Consider the following 24128-nt stretch of genomic DNA (forward strand, 5'->3'; position numbering starts at 1 on the left):
TTATTTTCATATGCTGAAAAGCTATTCCTGCTCGGCCTGTTTGATGCCTTGCTCCAGCGCCTTCCAAGCAAGCGTCGCGCATTTGATGCGGGCAGGGAACTTCGCGACACCAGACAGTGCCTCGATGTCCCCGAGATCGATCGAATCGTCGATCTCCTTGCCTTGCATCAAATCGGAAAACTTGTGAGCCAGCTCAAGCGCTTCTTCTACAGGCTTTCCTTTTACGGCATCCGTCATCATGGATGCGGAGGACATGCTGATCGAGCAGCCCTCGCCCATGAATTTCGCGTCCACCACCTTGCCCTCCGCCACTTTCAAGGAGAGCGAGATGCTGTCGCCACAGGTCGGGTTATTCAAATTGACAATGAGTCCGTCGGATTCCTCCAGCTTCCCGCGGTTGCGGGGCTTCTGGTAGTGATCCATAATCACGCGGCGGTATAAATCATCAAGAGAAGACATTGCCGAAATACTCCTTCGTCTTCTTCAATCCTTCTACCAGTACATCTACTTCTTCCTCTGTATTGTACACGTAGAAGCTTGCCCGTGCGGTAGCTGTGCAATTCAACCAGCGCATCAGCGGCTGCGCGCAGTGATGTCCGGCACGGACTGCGATTCCATAGCTGTCGAGTACCGTCGCCAGGTCATGCGGATGTACCGTATCCAGATTGAATGTTATTAAACTGCTGCGGTCCTGCTGCGGGCCGTAAATCGTTAAGCCTTCGATCTCACGCATTTGCTCCATCGCATATTTCACGAGTTGCTTTTCATGGCGTTCGATGTTGTCCATACCGATTTCGTTCAAAAAGTCGATCGCTGCACCAAGTCCGATAGCGCCCGCGATGATGGGAGTACCGCCTTCAAACTTCCATGGCAGCTCCTTCCACGTGGAATCATACAGCTCCACGAAGTCGATCATCTCGCCGCCAAATTCCATCGGCTCGACTCGCTCCAGCACTTCACGTTTCCCGTACAGCACGCCGATACCAGTCGGACCTGCCATTTTGTGAGCGGAAAACGCATAAAAATCGCAATCCAGGTCTTGGACGTCGATTTTTTTGTGAGGAGCTCCCTGCGCCCCATCCACCAGCAAAAGTGCGCCGTGCTCATGCGCGATTTTCGCAATTTCCTTGATCGGTGTAGTATCCCCGAGTACGTTGGAAATATGGTGAATCGCGACGAGTTTGGTGTTGTCCGTAACCGTTTCTCTCACTGCTTCCAGGGTCACGGTTCCGTCTTCCTGCAGCGGAATGAACTTAAAGGTAGCTCCGGTCGCCTTGGCTGCTTGTTGCCATGGAATGAAATTGGCATGGTGCTCCACGATCGTGGTCACAATCTCATCGCCTGGCTTCAGAACCGCGCGAGCATAGCCGTACGCTACGGTATTAATCGCCGACGTCGTTCCGCGGGTGAATACCACCTCGGCTGCTTCCCGAGCGTTTATGAACGCGCGAACCTTCTCGCGCGCTCCTTCATACGCATCTGTCGCCATGTTGCCCAGAGTGTGTACGCCACGGTGAACGTTGGAGTTGTATGCCTTGTAGTATTTATCCATCGCTTCCATTACCGGAATCGGCTTTTGGGAAGTCGCTCCATTGTCGAGATACACGAGCGGATGCCCGTTTACCTCTTGATGAAGGATAGGAAAATATTTCCGAAGCTCCTTGGCGTTCATTAGCCTAACTTCCTTTCGAGCGCTTGGCGAAGTCTGTTTCTCACTTCTTCTACCGGGATTTCAGCCACAACCGGATCGAGGAAGCCGAGAATGATCAGACGTTCTGCATTTTGACGGGTAATCCCGCGAGACATCAGGTAGTAAAGAGATTCTTCGCTGAAGCGTCCTACTGAAGCTGCGTGACCCGCTTTTACGTCATCCTCATCGATCAAAAGAATCGGGTTGGCGTCTCCACGAGATTTTTCGCTCAGCATCAGGATGTTCTCTGCCTGTACACCGTTTGCTTTTTCAGCGCCTTTTTCGATTTTGGTGATACCGTTCAAAATGCTGACTGCTTCACCTGTCATAACAGCCTTGCTGACCATATCAGACTCGGAATGTGTACCGATATGCTGTACTTGGGAAGTCAGGTTTTGTCGTTGGGAGCCTGTTCCGACAGAGATGGATTTGGTTTCGGCCGAAGAGCCGGTACCTTTGAGGATAGTGGTGTTGTTCGCAACGGTGTTGCCGTCGTTCATCTCGCCCAGAATCCACTCCATTTTACCGTCGCGATCAACAGTCGCACGACGGAAGCTGTAGTCGTGCACGTCTGTGGACAGGGAACGTACAGAAGCTACCTGCACGGATGCCCCTGCGCCTACGTATACTTCTACGATGCTGTTCGCTACCATGCTCGTGCCTTCGCCAGATACGAATGTATCCACGTAGATCACTTTGCTGTTCGCTTCCGCTACGATCAATACGTGCGGGGACAAAAGCGCATGGTCGCCAGCCACTTCAAACACTGCTTGCAGCGGCACTTCTACTTCCACATTTTTGGGAACGTAGATAAACACGCCGCCGTTCACTACTGCTGTGTGCAGAGCTGTCAGCTTGTGCTCGTCGAAAGCAACGACTGTTCCTACGTATTTTTGTACCAAATCGCTGTGCTCGACCAAAGCTTTGGCAAAAGAGGTAAAGATGACCCCTTTGCTCTTCAGCTCCTCAGAGACGGCTTCAAAAACAGAGGATGCATTTTTTTGCACCAGCAGGTTTTTTACGCTGTCTACATCGATTTGGGCTTTAACCAATTCACTGAGCTCGCTTGCTGCTGCTGCTTTGGCAGCCGTTTGAAACGGGTCAAACTCAGTGGTATTCCATTTATCAATTTTCGTTTTCTCCAAAGCGGGCAGTTGAAGCTCTCCCGCCGCTTGTAAGCCGGCGAGACGCTTTTCCAGGAACCAGGCAGGCTCCTGATTGGCTTTGGAGTACTCGGTGATCGCTTCAGAGTCGAAGCGGAGCTGTACATCCACACTCATTTCACTGCTGCCTCCTTCTTCCTACACGTTGGCGTTTACGGTTTCATCCTCGATGCCGAGCTCTTCCTTGATCCAGTCGTAGCCTTCTGCCTCCAGGCGTTCAGCCAGCTCAGGACCACCGGACTTCACGATACGACCCTGCATCATGACGTGTACGAAGTCAGGCTTCACATAGTTCAGCAAACGCTGATAGTGCGTGATGATCAAAAATCCGCGATCAGCGGAGCGCATTTCGTTTACGCCGTTCGCTACAATCTTCAATGCATCGATGTCGAGACCAGAGTCGATCTCATCAAGGATACAGAAGGTTGGTTCGAGGAGCATCATTTGCAGAATTTCGTTGCGTTTTTTCTCCCCGCCGGAGAATCCTTCGTTCAGGTAACGATGAGAGAAGGAATCGTCCATTTCCAGCGTGCTCATTTTCTTGTCCATCTCACGGATGAACTTCATCAGGGAGATTTCGTTGCCTTCACCGCGACGTGCGTTGATTGCGGAACGCAGGAAGTCGGAGTTGGTAACGCCGCTGATTTCGGATGGGTATTGCATCGCCAAAAACAGACCCGCGCGTGCACGCTCGTCAACTGCCATTTCCAGCAAGTCTTCGCCGTTGATAATGACTTCGCCTTCGGTTACCTCGTATTTAGGGTGACCCATCAGCGTAGATGCCAAAGTAGATTTACCGGTTCCGTTCGGGCCCATGATCGCATGGACTTCGCCGCCCTTAATTTCCAAATTCATGCCTTTGAGGATTTCTTTATCCTCGATCTTGGCGCGAAGGTTTTTTATTTGCAAATGCGGTACTGCTGTCATCTGAATTCCCTCCATAAACGTCAGAAGTGAGTTGGTTGATTCTCAATCCATTCTCAATACTCATCTTATAATAAGAATAATTATAAATCAAGGAATGAAACATATCTGTAATTTTTAAATCATTATATTTAAAAAGTCGGAAATTGGCGACAATGCTCCGCCCCTCCACCTGCTACTGGAACATCTTTCCCTCACCGCTCGCATGTAATACCCGGACAGCTTGATCATCCTCATTTTATCGTTTGGAAAAGGAACGGGTCCCTCTGCTTTTATTCCCATGACGGAGCCGTATCCAAGCGGCATTTTAAAAATTCCCGATATATCTGGCGGCTTGCCACAATACATATAACAGGATGAACCACCACACGAGAAAGGAGTGAGGAACCTTGCCTCAAGGATTGCATGAGATCGAGCTGGACCTTTCCATCTCCACGATCTGGGAGTTTGTTAGTGTCATGGACAACTGGATTCCGCTCGTCCCTGGCTACATCAGCCATGAGATCATCCATGCCCGTCAATCCACCTGGACCTTTTCGGGAGATATCGGCATCATGAAGAAAAAAATTCAGCTGCAGGTCGATATTACAGATTGGATCCAGCCCACTCTAGTCAGGTTTACCCTCACCGGCTTGAACGAAAATTTTGCCGGTGATGGCTACTTCCAGGCACAGGCGCTGAGTCCGAATCGTACGAAAATGACGGGTTTCCTCGACATTACCGCAAAAGGTGTGAAGGCCCCGATGGTGAACGCCTTCCTGAAAACCTCGATCCCCGAGCTGACACAAGAATTGACAGAAGCCGTTGCCAATCGCATGAAGGAACTGGCCTCGATTCCTCCCCATACGTGACGGCACATTGCCATGAACCCTCTATTCCCCAGAGGGTTTTTCCTTTCTCATAACCGCTCCTCCCTGTGTTAGGATAGGAGAAACGGCATCTGCCCAAACCGTAGTAAGGAGAACAAAGCGACTATGAGACTGGTATCGTGGAATGTAAACGGATTACGCGCTTGCGTAAACAAAGGCTTCCAAGCGTATTTCTCCCAAATAAATGCGGATATTTTCTGCATCCAGGAAACAAAGCTGCAAGAAGGACAATTTACAGCTGAATGCGGCGAAGAGTACGAGCAGTACTGGAATTACGCTATCAAAAAAGGCTACTCCGGTACGGCTGTCTTTACAAAGGTCAAGCCATTGTCCGTCCGTTATGGTCTGGAAGAAAATCACGAGCCTGAGGGACGTGTCATTACTCTGGAGTTTGCTTCGTTCTTCCTCGTCAATGTATACACGCCCAATGCCAAGCGCGACCTTTCCCGCCTGGATTACCGATTGGAGTGGGAAGATCGTTTCCGTCACTATCTGATGCAGCTCGACACCCAAAAGCCCGTGATCGTCTGCGGCGATCTCAATGTCGCGCACCAGGAAATCGACCTGAAGAATGCGAAATCCAATCGCAACAACTCTGGCTTCACTCCTGAGGAGCGCGGCAAGATGACGCAGCTGCTCGAATCCGGTTTTCTCGACACCTTCCGCTACTTCTACCCGGAGCAGACAGACGCCTATTCCTGGTGGTCCTATATGGCGAATGTCCGGGAGCGAAATATCGGTTGGCGCATCGACTATTTCCTCGCCTCGGAAAGACTGGCGCCTTCTCTCATCGACGCCAGAATTGACACCGCGATCCTGGGCAGCGATCACTGCCCTGTCATTTTGGAGATGAAAGACCAATAGCTCCATACTCTCCAACACAAAAACGGCTAGACCTCGCGTCTAACCGTTTTTGCTTGTTACGTTATTTGATTACGCTTTAGGACCTGCTTGTGCGATATCCGTTGCATTCGGGAATTTCTTTTGGAAGTTCTCAATGAAACGGGAAGCCAGATCAGCTGCCTGCTTATCGTAGTCTTCTTTGCTCGCCCACGTATTGCGTGGCTGCAGTACTTCTGCTGGTACGTTCGGGCAAGTGGTAGGTACTTGAACACCAAAGGTAGCGTCTGCTACGTACTCCACTTTTTCCAGCTCGCCGTTCAGTGCTGCTGTAACCATTGCGCGAGTATAGGACAGCTTCATACGGCTTCCTACGCCCACTGGTCCACCTGTCCAGCCTGTGTTCACCAGGTATACTTGTACGTCGCGCTCATCGATCTTCTTGCCGAGCATTTCCGCGTATACCACTGGGTGCAGCGGCAGGAATGGAGATCCGAAGCAAGTCGAGAACTCGGTTTGTGGAGCTGTTACGCCGCGCTCTGTACCTGCCATTTTGCTGGTGTAGCCAGACAGGAAGTGGTACATCGCTTGCTCTTTGGTCAGCTTGGAGATCGGAGGCAATACCCCGAAAGAGTCCGCTGTCAGGAACACGATTACGTTTGGCTGTGCTCCCACACCAGGGATCACCGCTCCGTTAATCATTTCAACAGGGTAAGCTGCACGGGTGTTCTCCGTATATTTTGCACTGTCGTAATTCGCTTTGTGTGTCTCGTTGTCGATATCTACGTTTTCCAGAACGGTACCGAATTGAATCGCGTTCCAGATTTGCGGCTCACCCTCTGCAGAGAGGTTGATGCATTTTGCGTAGCAACCGCCTTCGATGTTGAAAACGCCGTTGTCAGACCAGCCGTGCTCGTCGTCACCGATCAGGAAGCGGTTCGGGTCAGCGGACAGAGTCGTTTTCCCAGTACCGGACAGACCGAAGAACAGGGCAACGTCGCCATCTTTGCCTACGTTTGCCGAGCAGTGCATGGACAGTACATTGCGCTCAGGCAGCATGTAGTTCATTACGCTGAAAATCGACTTCTTCATTTCCCCTGCGTACTCGGTGCCACCGATCAAAACGGTTTTGTGCTCGAAGCTCAGCACGATGAACGTTTCGGAGTTTGTTCCGTGAACAGCCGGGTTCGCTTTGAAGTTTGGTGCATACACTACGGTGAACTCTGCTTCATGGTTCGCCAGTTCTTCATCGGACGGACGGATGAACAGCTGACGAGCAAACAGATTGTGCCACGCGTATTCGTTCACGACACGGATCGGCAGGCGGTAAGTCGTATCCGCACCGGCAAAACCGTCAAACACAAACAGCTCTTTTCCTTGCAGGTACTCAAGCACATCTTGCTGCAGACGGAGGAATTTCTCGGAGGAGATTGGTTGGTTAACCGGACCCCAGTTGATTTTATCGTGTACGGAAGCTTCGTCCACCACAAATTTGTCCTTTGGCGAACGGCCTGTAAACTTGCCTGTTAGCGCATTAAGCGCCCCCTTGTCGGTCAAAATCCCTTCGCCACGCTTAACCGCCATTTCTACGAGCTTCGCAACTGGCAGGTTATTATAGACCTTTGCAGCTCCCAAAATGTCAGTAAGCTTATGAACGGTGTTGGTTTCCATGTGTGAACGATCTCCTTCCCAAATGTATATCCATTATGATGACTAACCTTCGACTTCGGTAATACTATCCGTTAATACGGTCGCTCACCTCGAGAGTGACTCGAAATAAGTTTAATTATTGTCGCTCAATTTGTAATTAGTATATCACATTTAATCAAATAAGCTACATAATTTTATAATCTCTTATGGAGAATGTGTGAATACCACTTCTCACGCTAGTTTTCCCTTGTCCCCCCAGTTTTCCACACTAGCTCGGCAGTGAATTAATGGTACACAAAAAACCCGATACCAGCAAGGCATCGGGTTCTTGTTCACATAAGCTTCATTTACTTGCCCATTTTTTGCTTTACCTGTTTCAGACTTCTCTGCTCCAAATTATCGGAGAGAGTGGCTTCTTCTCCATGCCTCATACAGGGCTGCCACCCCCTTTTTAATGGACTCCTCATCACAGTACGTATAGCACAGCCGAGCAAAACGGGTACCGTCCACTCCTTCGAGGTAAAAGTTTTGTCCATCCAAGAAGCTGACTCCACTCTCCAATGCGTGCGTCAGCATCTCCGTCGTATTGACCCCTTCCGGAAAACGCACCCACAAGAAAAAGCCGCCTTCTGGAACCTGAAAGTCAATCTGATCCCCAAAAACGCGACGCAGCTCGGTAACCATGACATCTCTGCGGCTTCGGTACATCTCGTTGATCCGATTCATGTGAGCGGTGTAATCCATCTTTTGCAGCATTTGCCCCACTACCTCCTGGACAAACACGCTTGTATACCCATCCGACTTAAACAGCTTCATCCTTTCGATCACTTGGCTGTCGGCGATTGCCCAGCCCATGCGCACGCCAGGAGCAATAATTTTCGAGAACGTGCTAATGTAGACAACCCTCTCCGGCGCGAAGCTGTAGACGGAAGGAAGGTATTCGCCCGAAAAGCTCAGATCGACATACGCGTCATCCTCCAGTATGTAGAAGTTGTAGCGCAGCGCCAGTCTCGCCAGTTTTTCACGTCGAGCTGCAGACAAGGTAGCTCCTGATGGATTTTGATAATTGGGCATGATGTAGAGCAGCTTGGGCATTTTGCCGCCTGTCTGTTCTGCTTTTTGCAAGGCTGCCTCCAGCTCATCCACACACAGGCCATCCTCATCAATCGGAAAAGACCGAATATTCAATCCATTCGTGATAAAGGAGCGGATCGTCCCGAAGAAAGAGGGCGACTCTACCCACACCTCATCTCCCTCGTCCGTCAGTACGCGAGTCACCATATCGATCGCCTGCATGGAGCCGGTTGTCACGATGAGCTGATCCTCTTCTGGCTTGATGCCGCGCAGCGGGGAGCGCTGGGCGATCCAGGCTTGTACCCGCTTTTGCCCTGGTCCTCCGGTATATTGCAGGGCTCTTGTTCCTTCTAATAATAAGGCGGATTGAGATGCTTCCTGAAAAGCAGCGATCGGAAAAGCCTGTGGTGCGGGAAATCCATACGCGAATGGCATAATATCAGGATCAGTCTTGGCATAGGCTGCCCCCATGATCGGCAAATCAGGATTTCGTTTCGAGAAAGCGAACTGCTGCGTTACTCTGTTCATTCCCTTCCACCACCTTGTTTTTGTCCAATTCCCTAACGCAAACATACCACAAATGAAAGCGGCGAAAGAAAACCGAAATGCGCGCGATTTTCCAAAGAACAAGCCAATGGCAGCGTTTTCCAGGCCGTTTTCTCGTTATTTCTCTTTGTTTTAATATTTTGAATTATAAAATTAAAGGTTTCCCGTTTTATTGAAAAAGCCCAGTACCAGAATCGGTACGGGGCTCCTCTTTTTCTCTCTTTACTTCCCTTTAGCAAAAGTCCTGATCACGACATTCGAGAGGATCTCGACCCCTTTTACCAATGCCGTCTGGTCAAATTCCATATGGGGATGATGCAGGCCCGGCTTCAAGTCGCAGCCGAATGCGAGCATCGTCGCCTTGATATGAGGGCGTTCTACGGTGTAGAAATGGAAGTCTTCTGCCCCCGGGCTGACAGGCGCTTCTTCCAGCTTATCCTCGCCAAGCACATCGATGATCGCTTCCTCCATCAGCTTCTTCGCCTCATCGTTTACTTCGGCTGCCACCATGCGAGAGCCTTGCTGCACCTCGATCGTCGCTCCAAAAGAAGCGGCGGCACCATCAATCACTCGGCGCACACGGGTAAGCAGATCGTCCATGACCTGATTGGTTTGAGCGCGCAAATCGAGAGCAAAACGCGCTTTGTCCGGGATGATGTTGTAGCTCTCTCCGCCTGCCTGAAGCATTGTCATTTTCACGGTCGCCGGCACTCGTGGATCTGTATGTACCTGACTGACTCCTGTTATGATCGCGCTTGCTACCTCGATCGCATTGATACCCAAATGCGGTCTCGCACCGTGAGCGGAAACCCCTGTAATTTCTCCGTATAAAAACGTTGCGGCGCCATTGTAGATCGCAGGACCCGCATAGCCGCCCTTCATCTCCTGGATCGGGCGAAGATGCACGCCGTACAAATAGTCCACATCATCAACGACACCCTTTTCCACCAGCTTGAGGGCGCCAGTCCCTTTCTCCTCCGCAGGCTGGAACAAAATTTTCAACGTCCCCGGGGGATTATATCCCGAAGCGATCAACGACTCGACTGCTTCCACGATCAGCGTCATATGCGCGTCATGTCCACAGGAATGGTTGGCTCTCCACTCCCCGTCCACTTCCTGCCAGAGCGCGTCAATATCGGTCCGCAAGCCCACAACTGGACTTCCTTCCCCCCATTCCGCAACCAAGCCCGTACAATCCTCAAACGTCGTTACACGCAGTCCGAGTCTGCGCATCCGCTCTGCCAGATACTGCGTGGTCTGCACTTCTTTCCAGCTAATCTCAGGATTGCTGTGCAAATGGCGGAATGTTTCGTCAATAGATGACACACGTGCCGTCACTGCCTGCTTCAAAGAAATCGTCGTGGACATACGTCGTTCCTCCTCGAATTCTCTATATTTTTTCTATTATAACACAACAGCCTGCGATCATTTGCTGGTAAGCCGCAAGATCGCATCCAGCTTTAATTGATCACGCAGCGTTCCTACAAATCTTACGCGCTGCCTGACACTGGCGTATTGCAGAGCATCTCCTGCCAGAAGCATATGGATTTCCTTCTCATTTCCATGCAAGATCAAGTCGGCGGGCACGTCCTCTTTCCACTCCCCGCAAGAAGCGCTTCCTTTGACAAAAGTCATCTGCCACCGGAGCCGGGTATCCACTGCCACAATGCCGATCCGTTTGTCCCATCCTGCTGTCAACAGCCGTACATGAGCCTTCTTTTGCAAACGTTCTGCCACTTCCATCAGCACCCCACTGATTCCGACCATGCTCGCCCACTCCTCTCCCTCCAATGGGTTCGCGGATGGCTTGGTCGAATCCTTTGACGAGGGATGGGAACGCCTGTCGTGTCCTGTCAGCGAGAACCTCTTTTTCTCGACATGCCGTCGAATCGTTAGAAAAGCCCCCACCCATTTGGGTGGAAGCTCTTGTAATCGCGTGCTATTCGTCAAATTCGTCCTTATCCAGTCGGACTTCCAGATGATGTCCATCCGGTGTCTCAAAATAGAGATTAAAGCTCGTCGGTCGAGTGATGGGACCCCGATAGCAAATATTCTCCGCTTCCAGTTTGTCAACCAGATAGTCCAATTCGGCGCGGCTCGTTACGGAAAAAGCGATGTGGTCGACTTGCCCCACTCCGCCTTTGCCTTCCCCACCGCTATATGGATGGAGACCAATCCGTGTGTATGTGCCAATTTGAAAGTAGACAGGTGCTCCTTCCACGATATTCTCTTCTGGGATCGGAACTTCCAAAATGTCTTTAAAAAAATGAGCTACCTTCACGACATCGCTGCAATTCAATGCGATGTGATGAACGCCTTTCAAATGAAACATTCACACTGCCTCCCAAGTCAACTTACGGTCACGCGCTTTTCTGCGACATTTGCTTTCTCTTATTGTACTGCTTCAGCCGCTCGCTTAACCTTCTCAGACGGATCATCAGGGCTTCACGCCATTCCTCATCCTTCAATTCTTTGGCGACGCCCAAAAGATCCAGCGAAATATCGATTTGTTGTTTGAGTACATCAGCGAAGCTCGCTGCTTCATCCGTCATTGTACAATTCTCAAACAACTCAGTAGTATTGTCAACACTTACGAAATCAGCAAAGTCCACCTCAGGAGCCTGATCTCCCTGAGCATATTCTACTAGAATTTCATACTCGCCCTCAATAGCGGGATGAACTTCAATTCTGTCACATACAGGACAAAACATGATGGGGACGTTATGCACCAACGTTTTATAATGACGGACAGACCCAACCGATCCTACCATTCCGGCACCACAACAATAACTCATATAGTCTCCCTCCTTCTTCGCCAAACTATGCTTCGTTTGGACGACACTCTGTCTGTATCAGCAATTGTAGCTTACTCACGGCAGATCTCTCTACCCGCAAAAGATACCAATCGATTGATGGCAAATGTAATGGTTCCCCTATTGTACCTGATTCGCGTCTTATTGACCAACGTTTTCTGACTAGTTTGAAATTATTCCCTGCTCTGCCTAAAGCTTATATTCAGGTTAGATCGAATCGGGAGCGGGGAAATGTCCAATCAACCGGATCTGCCTTCGACCAAATCACCAGCTCGACGAAACAATTGTTTGCCCGTACAGATGGCCTCGGTACGGAAATGAAGCAAATCAGCGAGCAGATGGAAACGATTATTGCAGCCATCGATCACATCTCTGCTATTTCCGAACGTTCTGCCGCCAATTCTCAAAATGTCGCTGCGGCTGCAGAGGAGCAAAATGCCTCCATGCAGGAAATATCCGCAGCGGCAACCATGCTAGCCACGATGGCAGAAGAAATGAACAATGCTGTTCGCGTGTTCAAGCTGTCGTAATGTCACATAGAAAAAGCCGAGCGATCATGCATCGCCCGGCTTTTTTCCTATTTGCTTATTCTTTTACCATTGCTTCGTATTTGTCAGCAGTCAGCAGTTTTTCCAGCTCAGCCGCATCAGACAGCTCTACGACGATCATCCAGGCTTTTTCATAAGGCGAGGAGTTGACCAGCTCTGGCGCATCTTCCAGTTCACCGTTTACTTCTACAACTTTACCGCTCACTGGAGCGTACAGCTCGGAAACCGTTTTGACGGATTCCACACTGCCAAATGGCTCATCTTGTTGAATCGTCGCGCCTACTTCTGGCAGCTCGACGAATACGATGTCACCCAGCTCTGCCTGAGCAAAAGCAGAAATGCCAATATAAGCTTTGTTTCCTTCTACACGTACCCACTCATGCTCTTCACTGTAACGTAGATCTTTCGGGAATTCCATCGTTTACGTATCCTCCTATCAGGTACTGTCCATACCACATACATATTTGACGAACATTCGAGGATTCCTCTTCATTCCTCAAAATTCTGAACAGACGTTTTTTCACAAGGTATAAGGCCCATTTCTCCCCTTGAAAATATCGGTCGTGTACTCATTTGTTATTTCCCATAAAATCAGGAATTTATTCGTGCACAGGCGATTTCCGGTTCTGCCTGCTCGTTAATATTCCTGACTGGCGAATGGACTCGGCGGCTTGCTTCAATACGTCCGGTGTCTGTACCAGTGCAATACGAACATAGCCTTCACCTTCCACACCGAATGCACTCCCGGGGATCACGACGACTCCCGTCTCTTCCAGCAGGGCGAATGCAAATTCCCTCGAAGTCCAGCCCTCAGGTACTTTTGCCCAGACGAACATGGTCGCTTTCGGCGGCTCAATCTGCCAGCCTGCTTCGGCTAAAGCAGACAGCAGCACATCCCGGCGCTCCTGATAGATCGGTCCCACTGCATTCGCACCACCCGATTCCCGGTCCGCGCGCAATGCTTCTACCGCCATTTGCTGAACGGGTAAAAAGACACCGTAATCGACATTGGACTTCACGACTGCGAGCGGCTTGATGATATCCGCATTTCCTACGACGTACGCAATCCGGCAGCCTGCCATATTAAAGCTTTTGGAAAAGGAGTTAAACTCGATTCCTACCTCTTTGGCACCCGATGCCTGCAAAAAGCTCGGCGGCTTGTACCCGTCAAACGCCATCTCGGAATACGCCAGATCGTGTACGACGATGATGTCATGACGCTTCGCAAAGGCTACAACCTCATCAAAGAACGAGAGTGTCGCTACAGCGGATACAGGATTGTTCGGATAGTTCAGGATCATGAACTTCGCTTGCTTCGCCACATCGGCCGGAATGGCATTCAGGTCGGGAAGAAACCCGTTTTCCCCTCGCAGGGGCATGGGGTACGGAACAGCCCCTGCTAAATGAACGCTGCCCTCATAAATGGGGTAGCCTGGATCGGGTACCAGCACCAGATCTCCCGGGTCTGTCCAAGCCAGAGCAAAGTGTGCCAAGCCGTCCTGGGAGCCCATGAGAGAGTGTACCTCTGTTTGCGGATCCAGCTCCACCTCAAAACGGAATTGGTACCAGCGAGCCACCTCCTCGCGAAACGCAGCCGTTCCCTCACTCAGTGCGTAGCCAAACGCGCCTGGCTGCTGAACAGCTTCCACCAGTGTTTCCAGCAAGCGGGAATCCGGCTGCTGATCGGGACTTCCGATGCTCAAATCGTAGACCTTTCTCTTGTGGGCCACTTCCCGTTTGCGTGCAGCCATTTCTGAGAATATAGCCGCAGATAGATAAGCAAGGCGTTTGGAGGGCTTACGCATCGTTATTTGCCTCCCCACGCTTTTTCCAGTTCTTCTGCCTTGAAGCCAAGTGTCACCGTCTCATCGTTTGTAATCAGCGGGCGCTTGATCAGCTTGCCGTTGGACGCCAGCAGCTCGAGCATTTCTTCATCTGACATGTTTGGCAGCTTGTCTTTTAGCCCAAGCTCACGGTATTGCACTCCGCTCACGTTGAAAAATTTCCGCAAATCCAGTCCGCTCGCTTTCCAGATACGGCGCAGCTCTTCTTTCGACGGCGGCGCATCCACGATCGGAATTTCCTCAAACCCTACGCCTTCATCCTGCAGCCATTTCTTCGCTTTGCGGCAGGTGTCGCATTTGTTGTACAGATAGGCTTTTATCGCCATGAAAATTCACCTCGGTCATTTGTGTGGATTGCTTGTATGATGCTCCTTATCGCTAGCATACCATTGCGCCTGCCACCTGTGCAGCCACCCATTCGAAAACGTAAGCCACTCATCCCTTTTTATTCACACAAAAAACGACAGCCATCCCTTACTCTCTGGCTGCCGTTTCCCTCTAGTTGCTATACCTGTCGTCTTGCCGCTTTCCTACTGCTGAGCCTGACCCATATCCTCGTCCGCTGGGTTGACCTGCCACGTCTGGGCGAGGGGCGAAAAAGGGACTCCGAGCTGGGTGGCATCCTCTCTTTCGACTGCCTCGGCGAGTGTTCCGGTCAACGGCTCTGTATATTCGATATGTTCATCCCTCATGGCTTTCTCTCCTCCCTGCTGTTGCTTTTCAGTGTGAGGAGTTTGCGTGACTTTATGCAGAGGGAGTTGCTGTAATCTCTACCTGATAGCCGGCATGCTTGCGCGTCTGAAACACACCGTTGTCAAAAATCAGGTACTGCGCTTTGACGCCAATCAGGCGGCCACCGAGCTTCTCTTCCTTGTCCAGTGTTTTGGAATTGATTTTGTCCAACGATTCCAAAATCGGATAGGTGATATCCACCCATTCATCCTCGCGATATTGGAAAGGTTTGAACTCGTCAGGGAAATGGCTGTATACCTCGTCGCGCATCGCGAGCAGGTCGATCTCCTTGACGTCGCCCTTGAGCATTTTTCGCCAGTTGGTCTTGTCCGGCAAGTATTGGCTGAGATGAAACTCCAGCTGCCCTGCCATACGGCGTGTAGGTACTTCCGCAATCGGAATTGCCCGGATCGCCCCCTGATCCACCCAGCGCTTCAGCTGGTTGTGCTTGCGGGTCAAGCCCACCTTCATATCGCTGGAAACCGCCAGATAGACAAAATGGGGGATCATGCAGTACGTTTCGCCGAAGCTTTCATCCCGGCAGGTCCCCAAGTCAAAATGACATTCGTGCGGTTTGACGATGCACAGGTCATTTTCCGGCAGTTTGGTGAAACAGGGGTAGCAATACCCGCTGTTAAAGGTCTTGTTGGTTTTTCGGCCACAGGCGATGCAGTTCTTTTCGCCTAAAAACGTAATCGACAGCTCGCTGCCCAGCCATTCGTTCAATGGCATGCGCTCCTCGCCGATTTGCAAATAGTAGTCAACAGGCTTGTCCTTCCCGTGATACTCGTGGGTGAGTCCATGTAAAATACCGCGGAGTTCCACCGAATTCTCTCCTCTCCTATGTACGGTCAACTCATTCTACCATATCCCCTCCCCCTGCTGGACGCTGTTTTCTTTTGGCAGCATGTTTTCCCTGCAGGGGGTGAACCTATAGCCATATCTGAACGAAGGAGGCGATCGTCATGCGCCATCGCGCGATCTACGTTTGTCTCATCGCCTGCCTTCTTGGCTGGGGCATCATGCCTGTCTGGGCGGGCGCTTCTACTCCGTTTTACGAACCGATCCACCGGATACACACGCAGAAAAAGGTCGTTGCGCTTACGTTTGATGACGGACCTGATGCGAAATACACGCCAAAAATCCTGGAAGTGCTCCATCAGAACAACATACGTGCTACCTTTTTTGTGCTAGGCTCTCAGGTGGATAAGCATCCTCGGGTCATGCAATGGATTTACAAAGCTGGACACGAGATCGGAAATCACGGCTACCATCATTTGGATCTGAACAAGCTGACCGAGCATGAGGTCTACGAGGACATCAGGCACGGTGAGCGCTCGATCTTGAGGACGACAGGCATTCTTGCGCAGTATTACCGTCCTCCTGGAGGTGTCATGACGCATGACGTGATGAACGCTGTCCAGTCCAGCGGCTACGATATCATTCACTGGTCCGTTGACCCGCGGGATTGGTCCCTTGCCCGAACCGCTTCCGTCATCGCGAAAAGTGTAAAGAGCAACGTCTCCCCTGGCGATATCATCCTCTTTCACGACGGCGGCCTGAACCAGCGGCAGACTGTAGCTGCCCTGCAAGAGCTCATCACCGATTTGCGCTCACAGGGATATCGGTTTGTTACCGTCAGCCAGCTGCTGGATGCAGCCAAATGAGCACGACGCCTAGTCAGTAGAAAAGCACCAGCGCTCGCTCGATACCGAGGCGTCTGGTGCCTTCTGTTTTTCTAACAGCTGCCGTTCATTTCACCAGGACCTTTCCTAAGAACGAACGCAGGCGCTCGTTTTGCGTATCATCGAAAATTTCCTTTGGCTTGCCTTCTGCCATAATAATTCCCTGATCCATAAAGATGACGCGGTCGCCCACCTCGCGTGCGAAGCCCATTTCATGCGTCACGACGATCATGGTCATTCCTTCCTTGGCAAGATCCTTCATGACCGCCAGTACCTCTCCGACCAATTCCGGATCGAGGGCAGAGGTCGGCTCGTCGAACAGCATGACTTTCGGATTCATCGCCAAGGCCCTTGCGATCGCCACGCGCTGCATTTGCCCGCCTGACAGTTTGTCCGGGTAGACGTCAGCTTTGTCTTTTAGCCCTACTTTATTCAGCAGCGCAAGTCCGCGCTCACGTGCCTGCTCCTGCGGGATTTTCCTTACCTTGACTGGTGCGAGCATGACGTTTTCCAGAACGGTCTTATGAGGGAACAGATTGAAGCGCTGAAAAACCATTCCCACATCTTCCCGCACTTTATTGATATCTACCTTGGGGTCATTCAAATCGTGGCCATTGATGATGATACGGCCACTTGTCGATGCCTCCAGCTGGTTGAGACAGCGCAAAAACGTGCTCTTCCCCGATCCGGAAGGCCCGATGACACAGACTACTTCCCGCTCAGCCACCTGCGTCGTAATGCCCTTTAGGACCTGTAAGTCCCCGTAGTTTTTTTTCAGATCCGTTACTTGAATGATCACGTCTGGACCCCCTATATCCCTCTATTCACTATCGCTCGTTCTTATAGTTTACCTTAATAGTAGAAAAATTGCATGAATTTCGAACATGCCCTCGTGCGAAAAAGACCGGACAGCCTCATAAGCGGTGTCCGGTCCTCTTCCTTTTGGCAAAAGCAGCTTGGATCAGCCTTTGGACGTCCCTAGATCGCAGAACCCTTTTGCACATGTGCACGATTCACAGGAGCTGTGCGCTGGCGGTGTTGTCCGTTTTTGTTTGTTCTGAGTCGACAGATAATGCAGCAGGCGAGCTGAGTTGAGTACGACCAGCACAGAGGTTGCATTATGCACGAATGCCCCTCCGACCGGTCCCACTATTCCGAGCATCGCGAGTCCGACCGCCGCCAGATTGATCGTGCTGGAAACAATCAGGTTTTCCCGAATGACCTGCAGCGTTTTGCGCCCCAGCTTTACGGCATCCGCCACTTTGGAAATATCGTCGGTCATGATGACGATATCCGCCGCTTCGGCTGCGATCTGTGTACCCCCTGCCCCCATGGCGATGCCGACGTGGGCAGATGTCAATGCCGGTGCATCGTTAATGCCGTCCCCGACCATCCCGACGATCAGCCCCCGCTTCCGATATTCCTCCACGCGCTGATACTTGGCTTCGGGGAATTGCTCGGCGAAAACAGTGGTTACCCCGGCTTGGCGGGCAATATGCGTGGCTGCTCCCTGGTTATCTCCAGTCAGCATGGCGATTTCCCCAACTCCGTGCAGGCGAAGCAGCCCCACCGTATCACGCGACTCCAGGCGAACTCGGTCTGCCAGTGACACCATCCCGACCAGCTTGCCTTCGCTCGCTACGAAAACGGCGGTTTGGCCCGTTTTTTCCTGCTCTTCCTGCAGCTGTCGCAGCTCATCGGTAGAAACACCCATTTCCGCAAAGAAGCGCCGGTTCCCTACGAGCACTTCCTTGCCTTCGATACGTCCGGAAACGCCATTTCCCGGATGCACCAGAAACGATTCTACCTCAGGCAGCTCCAAACGCTGTGCCTCGCCTGCAGCAACGATGGCTTGTGCCAGAGGATGCTCGGAATGACGCTCCAGCGCAGCAGCTACGCGCAGGACGTCCTCTTGTCTTACGCTGCGCAGCCGAGCGACACCTGTGACTTGGAGCTTGCCTTCCGTGAGAGTCCCGGTCTTGTCAAACAGTATGGCATTGACCAAACCGACCTGTTCCAGTGCAACCCCACTTTTGATCAAAATGCCGTGCTTGGCGGCGCTACCGATCCCAGCCATGATCGCCGTAGGGGTAGCGAGCACGAGTGCACACGGGCAAAAGACGATCAGAATCGTCACAGCCCGAACCAAATCTCCGGTAAGGCAGAACATCAAAGCAGCAAGAGCGAGACTGCTTGGCACGATCCACGCTGCCCATTTGTCCAGCAAACGCTGTACAGGCGCTTTTCGCTCCATCGCTTCTGCTACCAGTCGCGTCACTTTAGCAAACGTGGTTTCCTCTCCGACACGCTGCGCCACTACTTCGATCGAACCATTTGTATTGATCGTACCCATGAATACTTCGTCGCCCACTCGCTTTTCGACCGGCAGCGATTCTCCCGTAAGTGCCGCCTGATTGACAGCAGCCTGACCGCTCGCCACAATCCCATCTACGGGGACCTTCTCCCCTGGCTTCACTAGGATCAAATCACCGCGAGCAACCTTTTCCAGCACGACCTCCACCCATTCATCCTGCCGTTTGATTCTCGCTGTTTGCGGAGCCATCTGCACCATCTCTTCCAAAGCAGAGGCTGCCTTTGCCACCGTCCGATTTTCCAGCCACATCCCCAGCATCATGATCAGTGCCACTTCTCCAGCAGCAAAAATTTCACCGATGGCTACAGCAGCGACGATCGCAATGGTCACCAGCACATCGCTATTGATCGTCTTTTCGATAAACAGCTCTTTTAGCGCTGCCCAGGCAATCGGAAGCCCGCACAGGAATACGGCCAACCAGGAGGTGTCCAGCCCTCCCATCTCTCCATACAGCCAGCTGACTAACAGTCCTGCACCTGACACGATCATTGCCTTCTTTTGCAGCATGCGGCTCATCTCCCTTTTTCTATCGTCTTTTCCATTTCGGGCATTCGTTGTTGAGAAAGAGAATCAGACTTATTTCCCCCGTAAAAACAGTGGAAGCTGCTGCCCGAAGGCAACAGCATCCTAATTGATCATGATTATTCCTATCTTTACCTAGGCGAATTTTTTGCGCAAAGGAAATAAATTTATAATTATTCTAATTTAGCATCTCCTCTTCGTCAATCCCATTTTTTCCAATTGCCTTCTGATGCGTAACTCGTCCGTTTGCTGCTCATGCTAAAGAACGAGGTGGTTTTCATGCAACGAAAAAAATGGGTCGCCCTACTGATTGTCCTGGTTGTTTTTGCAGCAGGACTCTGTGTGGAATTCGTGTCGGGAGCGTACGATGAATTGGCGGAAAGTCCGGGTTTTTCCTGGGATGAAAATATCGTATCCGGGTCGGGAACGGACAAAATCGTCCAGATGTTTGTGAACGGTGTCATCTCAGGCGAACAAAACGCGACCGGGATGCCATCCATGAGCGAGCTTCTTTCCGAGCAGCTGCGGCGTGTAGAAGAAGACGAAAACGTCAAAGCCCTGGTGCTGCGAATCGATAGTCCCGGCGGAGAAGTCGTCGCGACCGATGAGCTGCATACTCGCATCTTGCATCTCAAGCAATTGCGCCATATTCCTGTCGTAGTAAGCATGGGATCAACTGCAGCCTCTGGGGGCTATTATTTGGCTACAACCGGTGACAGCATTTTTGCCAATCCCAATACCTTGACCGGGAGTCTCGGTGTTATTTTCAACCTCTTCAACTACAGTGACGCAGCCAATAAGCTCGGGGTGCATCAGTTTGCCATCAAAAGCGGTCGTTTCAAGGACATCGGAAGTCCTTCCCGACCGCTCACGGACCCCGAGCGGCAAATCTTTCAGACACTGGTCAACGAAAGCTACAACAAGTTCGTGGACGTGATTGTCAAGGGACGCAACCTCTCCCGTCAACGCGTCCTGGAAATCGCAGATGGCCGCGTCTATTCCGGCGAACAGGCAAAAAGGCTGGGTCTCATTGACCAATTTGGTGATCTGGAAGAAGCTACGCGCTATGCGCTATCGCTCTCAGGCTCGCCCGAGGCTATGGTGGTTCGTTATACTGACCAGCTGTCGATCAGCAAGCTGCTACTGAGCATGAAGCAGTACTGGTCCAATCCAGATCCGCTGGGATTAACACGCGTACTGGAGCGAAACGGCTCTCCCAAGCTGCTGTATCAATTCATGCCTTAAGCTTTCAAGCGTGCACAGACTGTATACACACAAGTAAAGGGAGGTGCTCTGTCATGAAGGAAACAACCTTTGACTATCAACCCGTTGTGATCTCACAGACCGATCATCAGACAGAATCTCCTATCGTCCATGACTATGCGGGTTTTTGGATTCGGGTGGCGGCTACCCTGCTGGACTCCCTTTTCCTTGTGGGACTCAACATGCTGATCTTCAACCCGCTCCGCAGGGCCTTTGGTGTATCCGACGCCTTTTTTTCCATAATCGACCTGACCGAAATCATCATCGATCTCCTCTATATGATTCTGTTGACCTGGTGGACAGGCCAGACGCTGGGCAAAGTCATCCTGGGCATTCGGGTGATCAACGCTCGCCAGACAAGAGGGAATCTGGGACTTGGGCAGGTTTTCCTGCGTGAGGTCATCGGCAAATTTCTTTCGTCTCTTCCCTTTTCACTCGGGTATATGTGGGTGGGCTGGAACCAGCGGAAACAAGGCTGGCACGACCTGCTGGCCAAAACCTTCGTAATCCGGGAACGCCGTATGTGAGAGGGGCCAGGGTCTTATTTAACGGCTGGACAAACCCAATCTTTCTCCCTATTGTCGGACGGTACCTTGACCGCCTACAATTACCTCCATGGCAATGCCAACTCGAGGAGGGAGCATGATGCGCAAATTACGTACGTCCAGTATCCTCGCCGTGAGCCTTTCTATCGCTCTATTCGGCCCTCTGCTGCCAGTCCATGCTGTGACAGCAACGCCCGTCGCAACTAGCCAAGCGGCTGTTGCCAGTATGATGAGCGTCTACGGTATCCAGCTGGGGATGAGCAGCGCTCAGGTAGCGAAGATCCTGGGGAATCCCGTCCGCAAAGATCCAAGTACGACCGGAGTCGAATGGTGGATCTACAATAAAGATCTTCGTCACTACATCCAAGTAGGAATGCAAAAAGACAAGGTCGTGACATTGTTCTCCAACGGCCTTCAGGTCAATCTCAAAGGGATCGGCATCGGAGCTGGCACAGATGCTTTGCAAAAGGCATGGGGTGCCCCCAAAAGCTCGTTGGATATTACCCCTACTCTAAAAATCACCAACAACACAATCAGTCATCCTTCCTATGCGCAAAACAATCAAATCGTGACCTTTTCGATCGATCAACTGGGAGGCAATAAGGTCGCAGGTGTGCGAATCTCTACCCCGGAGCATTTCTCCACCATCGCCATGGAGTTGATGTATCCGATTGCGTACAAGGCTCTCCCTGCTCAGCCTGTATTGACGGACGAGCAGCGCAAGCAAGCAGCACATGCCGTTGAAAAGGAAAATTTCGACTTACTCAACATCGCCAGATCCAGAGCCAATCTCCCACTGCTTACTTGGGACGAAAGCGTGGCAGCAGTCGCTCGTGCTCACAGCCTGGATATGGTACAGAACAACTATTTCAATCATGTGTCCCCCAAGACTGGTAGTCCATTTGATCGACTGAAGCGTGCAGGCATTTCGTTTGGCTACGCTGGGGAAAACATCGCTTACGGACAGCTGGACGGCATCGAAGTCCATATGGGCTGGATGAACTCTGCCGGCCATCGTCAAAATTTGCTGAATCCTCATTTCAAGCAGCTGGGAGTCGGCGTCTCCTACAAGGGGACACAGCCCTTCTACACCCAAAACTTTGTATCCAGATAAAAGGTCCTACCAAAAGAAAAACAGCCTGTTCCGATTGGACGCATTGCCAGTTCGGACAGGCTCTTCTTTTTTCGCTACTGTTTTAGCAGGTGCTTCATGACCTTCCCGAGACCGTTGACCGGCAAACTGCTCACAAAAACGACCTCGGGGATTTTATAAGCTGCCAGCTTCTGGCGGCACGCCTCCACGATCTCCTCTTCCGTCAAAGGGCTTCCCTGCTTTTTGACCACGTAGGCGCGCGGGACCTCTCCCAACGTTTCATGAGCGACTCCTACTACAGCCACTTCCATGACATCCGGAATATGATCGATCAAATCCTCCACTTCGATCGGATATACGTTGTCCCCACCGACCAGGATCATTTCCTTATAGCGCCCGGAAATGTACAAAAAGCCTTCCTCATCCAGTCTTCCTGCATCGCCCATGTGATACCAGCCATCGATCAGCACTTTGGCTGTCGCTTCCGGGTTGTGCAAATAGCCTTTGAAAAGATAGGGACTTTTAATCGCCACTTCCCCTACCTGTCCTGCCGGCACTTCCTCCCCCGTCTCGGGATCCAGAATCTTCACCTGCACATCGAGGAACGGCCTCCCTACAGAATCGACGTACTCCATGCCCATGATCGGATGCCAGCCGCTCACAAACGCTGCTTCTGTACTGCCGTATCCCTGGGTCATGGGAATCCCCAGCTCCAGGTACCTCCGAATCAGCGCCGGAGATGCTTTTGTTCCTCCTGTGGAAACGAATTTCAGGGAGCTGATGTCCCACTCCTTTCGATCCAGCTCCTCCAGCAAATAGGAGTAGACAGACGGGAAGGCAAACATCGACTGGATCTTTTCCGCTTCGATCGTCTTTAGAATCGATGGGGGATCCCCATCTGCGAGCATGACCATCGTGTTTCCGTTATAGACATTGTAAAAAATCAGTGACGTGCTGCTCATATGAAACAGTGGATGCACCGCCAAAAAACGGGCATGCTCTGTTCGCGCACGACTCCTGCTCAAATACGTATCGTAGCAGCCGTGAGAGATCATGCATCCTTTTGGCGTCCCTGTTGTCCCCGATGTGAACAAAATGACGGCGAGATCATCCTCTGTCAGAGATCCCTTCGGCAAAGGCTCCCTTGACTCTTTCGTGAAGATTTCTGCATATTCATCGGCCATTTCCAGTCCATTTCCCGCTATGACCAGCCTTTCGACTAACCCTTGCTCACGACTCAGTGCGACGGCTTCTTCAAAATCTTGATCGTAAAACATGAGCTTGGGCTTCGCGATTTGCAAAATACCCGCCAGCTCAAAGCCGGTCAACCGCCAGTTCAACGGGATCGCTACCGCACCGATTTTCATGCTCGCAAGCAAGATCGTCGGATACGGATGATCGTTCTTGCACAAAATCCCGACCAAATCTCCTTTTTTTACACCTGCGGCTACCATAAAGGCAGCAAGCTGATTGGTGCGTTCATCCAGTTCCTTATACGTAAACGTGCAGGAAGCCGCTACAATGGCTTCGACCTCTGGCGATTTTTTGGCGCTCTCCTCTAAATACTGGTGCAGGGTTCCCATTGCATTACCTCCCACCGTCCATCCGGATATGTTCTCCTTTACTATGTGCCGATTTCATGCCTAGAAAACTTGGCCCCAACAAAAAAACTCTCCCAAGCATCGGGAGAGTTTTTTTGCCTTGTCTATTGCACCGTTACTTTGGTGGCAGCAGGAGCGGGCGGCGTCGGGCTGTCATCGGAAAAGAACGGAATAAGCACCAGACTGATCACGAAAAACAAGATCCAAACGAGACCCCGCTTAAAAACAGACGGAGTAAGCATCGGGTCAACCCCTTCCAAACTTTGCGATCTTACTATTCCTATTCTTACGCTTCCCACCCCTGTGCCCGTTTATTCTTTCTTCTCCTTTTTTCTGCTATTTTTTTCAATAG

General features: G+C 51.3%; 26 protein-coding genes. 7 read left to right on the forward strand and 19 right to left on the reverse strand.

Annotated features, from left to right (window positions below; translation table 11 throughout):
- Positions 1 to 21 precede the first annotated feature (21 nt).
- The 4 genes from sufU to sufC are packed head-to-tail and all read right to left on the reverse strand — an operon-like array spanning position 22 to position 3780.
- A complete protein-coding gene (gene sufU / locus EDM59_RS10700) occupies positions 22 to 459 on the reverse strand; it encodes a Fe-S cluster assembly sulfur transfer protein SufU (RefSeq protein ID WP_092273345.1) in 438 nt (145 codons plus the stop codon).
- Positions 446 to 1672 carry a cysteine desulfurase gene (locus EDM59_RS10705; protein ID WP_122923590.1) on the reverse strand — a complete coding sequence of 409 codons (1227 nt, stop codon included), beginning with the start codon at positions 1670 to 1672 and terminating at the stop codon, positions 446 to 448. The genes sufU and EDM59_RS10705 overlap by 14 nt, the downstream gene beginning before the upstream one ends.
- Positions 1672 to 2970: a Fe-S cluster assembly protein SufD gene (gene sufD, locus EDM59_RS10710; protein ID WP_122923591.1), complete on the reverse strand. Its 1299-nt coding sequence runs from the start codon at positions 2968 to 2970 to the stop codon at positions 1672 to 1674. The genes EDM59_RS10705 and sufD overlap by 1 nt, the downstream gene beginning before the upstream one ends.
- Positions 2971 to 2991: 21 nt before the next feature.
- Positions 2992 to 3780 (reverse strand): Fe-S cluster assembly ATPase SufC, encoded by a 789-nt coding sequence (gene sufC / locus EDM59_RS10715; protein ID WP_092273336.1) that lies wholly within the window; start codon positions 3778 to 3780, stop codon positions 2992 to 2994.
- A gap of 386 nt (positions 3781 to 4166) precedes the next feature.
- Here sufC and EDM59_RS10720 point away from each other — a divergent pair, with 386 nt between their 5' ends.
- Both EDM59_RS10720 and EDM59_RS10725 read left to right on the forward strand, forming a co-directional pair.
- Entirely contained in the window at positions 4167 to 4628 is a 462-nt protein-coding gene (locus EDM59_RS10720; RefSeq protein ID WP_122923592.1) for an SRPBCC family protein, read from the forward strand.
- A 123-nt stretch (positions 4629 to 4751) separates the two neighbouring features.
- Positions 4752 to 5510 (forward strand): exodeoxyribonuclease III, encoded by a 759-nt coding sequence (locus EDM59_RS10725; protein WP_122923593.1) that lies wholly within the window; start codon positions 4752 to 4754, stop codon positions 5508 to 5510.
- Positions 5511 to 5579: 69 nt separating this feature from the next.
- Here the strand turns inward: EDM59_RS10725 and pckA are convergent, their stop codons facing one another.
- The 6 genes from pckA to EDM59_RS10755 all read right to left on the reverse strand — a co-directional run bounded on the left by pckA (position 5580) and on the right by EDM59_RS10755 (position 11551).
- Positions 5580 to 7157 (reverse strand): phosphoenolpyruvate carboxykinase (ATP), encoded by a 1578-nt coding sequence (gene pckA, locus EDM59_RS10730; RefSeq protein ID WP_122923594.1) that lies wholly within the window; start codon positions 7155 to 7157, stop codon positions 5580 to 5582.
- Between the two features lie 375 nt (positions 7158 to 7532).
- Positions 7533 to 8738: an aminotransferase-like domain-containing protein gene (locus tag EDM59_RS10735; protein ID WP_122923595.1), complete on the reverse strand. Its 1206-nt coding sequence runs from the start codon at positions 8736 to 8738 to the stop codon at positions 7533 to 7535.
- A gap of 240 nt (positions 8739 to 8978) precedes the next feature.
- The gene (locus tag EDM59_RS10740; RefSeq protein ID WP_122923596.1) at positions 8979 to 10124 is read right to left on the reverse strand and encodes a M20 peptidase aminoacylase family protein; all 1146 of its coding nucleotides are present in this window, start codon (positions 10122 to 10124) and stop codon (positions 8979 to 8981) included.
- 57 nt (positions 10125 to 10181) lie between these two features.
- Positions 10182 to 10523 carry an SCP-2 sterol transfer family protein gene (locus tag EDM59_RS10745; protein WP_122923597.1) on the reverse strand — a complete coding sequence of 114 codons (342 nt, stop codon included), beginning with the start codon at positions 10521 to 10523 and terminating at the stop codon, positions 10182 to 10184.
- Positions 10524 to 10695: 172 nt separating this feature from the next.
- Positions 10696 to 11088, reverse strand: coding sequence for a VOC family protein (locus EDM59_RS10750; RefSeq protein ID WP_092273313.1), 393 nt, complete (start codon positions 11086 to 11088; stop codon positions 10696 to 10698).
- 28 nt (positions 11089 to 11116) lie between these two features.
- Positions 11117 to 11551: a hypothetical protein gene (locus tag EDM59_RS10755; protein ID WP_092273310.1), complete on the reverse strand. Its 435-nt coding sequence runs from the start codon at positions 11549 to 11551 to the stop codon at positions 11117 to 11119.
- A 185-nt stretch (positions 11552 to 11736) separates the two neighbouring features.
- On the opposite strand from EDM59_RS10755, the gene EDM59_RS30825 reads away from it, so the two are divergent.
- A complete protein-coding gene (locus tag EDM59_RS30825; protein ID WP_148040834.1) occupies positions 11737 to 12099 on the forward strand; it encodes a methyl-accepting chemotaxis protein in 363 nt (120 codons plus the stop codon).
- A 55-nt stretch (positions 12100 to 12154) separates the two neighbouring features.
- On the opposite strand, the gene gcvH is transcribed toward EDM59_RS30825, so the two are convergent.
- The 5 genes from gcvH to EDM59_RS10780 all read right to left on the reverse strand — a co-directional run bounded on the left by gcvH (position 12155) and on the right by EDM59_RS10780 (position 15518).
- Positions 12155 to 12535, reverse strand: a complete 381-nt coding sequence (gene gcvH / locus EDM59_RS10765) for a glycine cleavage system protein GcvH (RefSeq protein WP_122923599.1) — start codon at positions 12533 to 12535, stop codon at positions 12155 to 12157.
- Between the two features lie 181 nt (positions 12536 to 12716).
- Complete coding sequence (locus EDM59_RS10770; protein ID WP_122923600.1) at positions 12717 to 13922, reverse strand: aminotransferase class I/II-fold pyridoxal phosphate-dependent enzyme; 1206 nt, start codon at positions 13920 to 13922, stop codon at positions 12717 to 12719.
- 2 nt (positions 13923 to 13924) lie between these two features.
- Positions 13925 to 14287: an arsenate reductase family protein gene (locus EDM59_RS10775; RefSeq protein ID WP_122923601.1), complete on the reverse strand. Its 363-nt coding sequence runs from the start codon at positions 14285 to 14287 to the stop codon at positions 13925 to 13927.
- A 204-nt stretch (positions 14288 to 14491) separates the two neighbouring features.
- Positions 14492 to 14653: a hypothetical protein gene (locus EDM59_RS31035; protein WP_183192886.1), complete on the reverse strand. Its 162-nt coding sequence runs from the start codon at positions 14651 to 14653 to the stop codon at positions 14492 to 14494.
- A gap of 52 nt (positions 14654 to 14705) precedes the next feature.
- Entirely contained in the window at positions 14706 to 15518 is an 813-nt protein-coding gene (locus tag EDM59_RS10780; RefSeq protein WP_122923602.1) for a DUF2797 domain-containing protein, read from the reverse strand.
- Positions 15519 to 15658: 140 nt separating this feature from the next.
- Between EDM59_RS10780 and EDM59_RS10785 the strand changes: the two genes are divergently transcribed.
- A complete protein-coding gene (locus EDM59_RS10785; protein ID WP_122923603.1) occupies positions 15659 to 16360 on the forward strand; it encodes a polysaccharide deacetylase family protein in 702 nt (233 codons plus the stop codon).
- An 85-nt stretch (positions 16361 to 16445) separates the two neighbouring features.
- On the opposite strand, the gene EDM59_RS10790 is transcribed toward EDM59_RS10785, so the two are convergent.
- Together EDM59_RS10790 and EDM59_RS10795 are read right to left on the reverse strand one after the other, a co-directional pair.
- Complete coding sequence (locus EDM59_RS10790; RefSeq protein ID WP_122923604.1) at positions 16446 to 17177, reverse strand: amino acid ABC transporter ATP-binding protein; 732 nt, start codon at positions 17175 to 17177, stop codon at positions 16446 to 16448.
- Positions 17178 to 17339: 162 nt separating this feature from the next.
- Positions 17340 to 19259, reverse strand: coding sequence for a heavy metal translocating P-type ATPase (locus EDM59_RS10795; RefSeq protein ID WP_122923605.1), 1920 nt, complete (start codon positions 19257 to 19259; stop codon positions 17340 to 17342).
- A 294-nt stretch (positions 19260 to 19553) separates the two neighbouring features.
- Between EDM59_RS10795 and sppA the strand changes: the two genes are divergently transcribed.
- From sppA to EDM59_RS10810, 3 genes are all read left to right on the forward strand, one after another.
- On the forward strand, positions 19554 to 20519 hold the full coding sequence (gene sppA / locus EDM59_RS10800; protein ID WP_122923606.1) for a signal peptide peptidase SppA: 966 nt from the start codon (positions 19554 to 19556) through the stop codon (positions 20517 to 20519).
- Between the two features lie 53 nt (positions 20520 to 20572).
- Positions 20573 to 21064, forward strand: coding sequence for an RDD family protein (locus tag EDM59_RS10805; RefSeq protein WP_122923607.1), 492 nt, complete (start codon positions 20573 to 20575; stop codon positions 21062 to 21064).
- Between the two features lie 118 nt (positions 21065 to 21182).
- Positions 21183 to 22196, forward strand: coding sequence for a CAP domain-containing protein (locus tag EDM59_RS10810; protein WP_122923608.1), 1014 nt, complete (start codon positions 21183 to 21185; stop codon positions 22194 to 22196).
- Between the two features lie 74 nt (positions 22197 to 22270).
- Here the strand turns inward: EDM59_RS10810 and EDM59_RS10815 are convergent, their stop codons facing one another.
- Positions 22271 to 23758 (reverse strand): class I adenylate-forming enzyme family protein, encoded by a 1488-nt coding sequence (locus EDM59_RS10815; RefSeq protein WP_122923609.1) that lies wholly within the window; start codon positions 23756 to 23758, stop codon positions 22271 to 22273.
- A gap of 122 nt (positions 23759 to 23880) precedes the next feature.
- Positions 23881 to 24018 carry a hypothetical protein gene (locus EDM59_RS31040; RefSeq protein ID WP_175530573.1) on the reverse strand — a complete coding sequence of 46 codons (138 nt, stop codon included), beginning with the start codon at positions 24016 to 24018 and terminating at the stop codon, positions 23881 to 23883.
- Between the last annotated feature and the right edge of the window lie 110 nt (positions 24019 to 24128).

The sequence above is a fragment of the Brevibacillus nitrificans genome (genome assembly GCF_003710965.1).
GTDB classification, from domain to species: Bacteria; Bacillota; Bacilli; order Brevibacillales; family Brevibacillaceae; genus Brevibacillus; species Brevibacillus centrosporus.

What these genes read in the sequence shown, in the direction of transcription:
- sufU (WP_092273345.1), bottom strand. Translation starts at nt 459, where the DNA reads ATGTCTTCTCTTGATGATTTATACCGCCGCGTGATTATGGATCACTAC.
- EDM59_RS10705 (WP_122923590.1), bottom strand. Translation starts at nt 1,672, where the DNA reads ATGAACGCCAAGGAGCTTCGGAAATATTTTCCTATCCTTCATCAAGAG.
- sufD (WP_122923591.1), bottom strand. Translation starts at nt 2,970, where the DNA reads ATGAGTGTGGATGTACAGCTCCGCTTCGACTCTGAAGCGATCACCGAG.
- sufC (WP_092273336.1), bottom strand. Translation starts at nt 3,780, where the DNA reads ATGACAGCAGTACCGCATTTGCAAATAAAAAACCTTCGCGCCAAGATC.
- EDM59_RS10725 (WP_122923593.1), top strand. Translation starts at nt 4,752, where the DNA reads ATGAGACTGGTATCGTGGAATGTAAACGGATTACGCGCTTGCGTAAAC.
- pckA (WP_122923594.1), bottom strand. Translation starts at nt 7,157, where the DNA reads ATGGAAACCAACACCGTTCATAAGCTTACTGACATTTTGGGAGCTGCA.
- EDM59_RS10735 (WP_122923595.1), bottom strand. Translation starts at nt 8,738, where the DNA reads ATGAACAGAGTAACGCAGCAGTTCGCTTTCTCGAAACGAAATCCTGAT.
- EDM59_RS10740 (WP_122923596.1), bottom strand. Translation starts at nt 10,124, where the DNA reads ATGTCCACGACGATTTCTTTGAAGCAGGCAGTGACGGCACGTGTGTCA.
- EDM59_RS10745 (WP_122923597.1), bottom strand. Translation starts at nt 10,523, where the DNA reads ATGGTCGGAATCAGTGGGGTGCTGATGGAAGTGGCAGAACGTTTGCAA.
- EDM59_RS10750 (WP_092273313.1), bottom strand. Translation starts at nt 11,088, where the DNA reads ATGTTTCATTTGAAAGGCGTTCATCACATCGCATTGAATTGCAGCGAT.
- EDM59_RS10755 (WP_092273310.1), bottom strand. Translation starts at nt 11,551, where the DNA reads ATGAGTTATTGTTGTGGTGCCGGAATGGTAGGATCGGTTGGGTCTGTC.
- gcvH (WP_122923599.1), bottom strand. Translation starts at nt 12,535, where the DNA reads ATGGAATTCCCGAAAGATCTACGTTACAGTGAAGAGCATGAGTGGGTA.
- EDM59_RS10770 (WP_122923600.1), bottom strand. Translation starts at nt 13,922, where the DNA reads ATGCGTAAGCCCTCCAAACGCCTTGCTTATCTATCTGCGGCTATATTC.
- EDM59_RS10775 (WP_122923601.1), bottom strand. Translation starts at nt 14,287, where the DNA reads ATGGCGATAAAAGCCTATCTGTACAACAAATGCGACACCTGCCGCAAA.
- EDM59_RS31035 (WP_183192886.1), bottom strand. Translation starts at nt 14,653, where the DNA reads ATGAGGGATGAACATATCGAATATACAGAGCCGTTGACCGGAACACTC.
- EDM59_RS10785 (WP_122923603.1), top strand. Translation starts at nt 15,659, where the DNA reads ATGCGCCATCGCGCGATCTACGTTTGTCTCATCGCCTGCCTTCTTGGC.
- EDM59_RS10795 (WP_122923605.1), bottom strand. Translation starts at nt 19,259, where the DNA reads ATGCTGCAAAAGAAGGCAATGATCGTGTCAGGTGCAGGACTGTTAGTC.
- sppA (WP_122923606.1), top strand. Translation starts at nt 19,554, where the DNA reads ATGCAACGAAAAAAATGGGTCGCCCTACTGATTGTCCTGGTTGTTTTT.
- EDM59_RS10805 (WP_122923607.1), top strand. Translation starts at nt 20,573, where the DNA reads ATGAAGGAAACAACCTTTGACTATCAACCCGTTGTGATCTCACAGACC.
- EDM59_RS10810 (WP_122923608.1), top strand. Translation starts at nt 21,183, where the DNA reads ATGCGCAAATTACGTACGTCCAGTATCCTCGCCGTGAGCCTTTCTATC.
- EDM59_RS10815 (WP_122923609.1), bottom strand. Translation starts at nt 23,758, where the DNA reads ATGGGAACCCTGCACCAGTATTTAGAGGAGAGCGCCAAAAAATCGCCA.
- EDM59_RS31040 (WP_175530573.1), bottom strand. Translation starts at nt 24,018, where the DNA reads ATGCTTACTCCGTCTGTTTTTAAGCGGGGTCTCGTTTGGATCTTGTTT.